This window comes from Oleiphilus sp. HI0061, from assembly GCF_001635675.1.
Genome location: NZ_LWFE01000495.1, coordinates 1 through 521, shown reverse-complemented (window position 1 = coordinate 521; position 521 = coordinate 1). Strand labels below are relative to the sequence as shown.

At 48.8% G+C, this 521-nt stretch carries 1 pseudogene; it reads left to right on the top strand.

Going from position 1 to position 521, the window contains the following annotated elements:
* Positions 1-521 (top strand): annotated as a pseudogene (locus A3735_RS30405) (hypothetical protein); the annotation flags it as partial.

The window sequence follows — 521 nt, the reverse complement described above, 5'->3', positions numbered from 1 at the left end:
ATCCTCAACCACCTTGATTTGGACAGTGATGGAGATGGCCTCCCCGATGCCATTGAAAATGGCGTCGCATTGCACCTCGACTCGGATGACGATGGTATCGATAACGGCTTTGACGTCGACCTGACTGGAGGAGAAGACCTCAACCTGGATGGTATTGATGACGCGATAAGTCTTTTGGATAGCGATGGCGATAATAGCTACAACATCTTTGACCTGGACAGTGACAACGATGGTATGAATGATGAACTTGAAGCTGAGTTAACTGCCAGCTTAGACAGTGATGGTGACGGTATCAATGACGCCTACGATGTTGACAGCACCGGGGGCATCGATACCAACCTGGATGGTATCGACGATATCATTAACCCACCAGACACTGACGATGACGGCTTTCCGGATTATATCGATCTCGATAGTGACAATGACGGTTTTACAGACGTGGTGGAATCAGGTGGTACCGATAACAGCCCTATTGACGGTATTCATGACACTCCCGATTCGCAAACAAGCTCACCTACCGA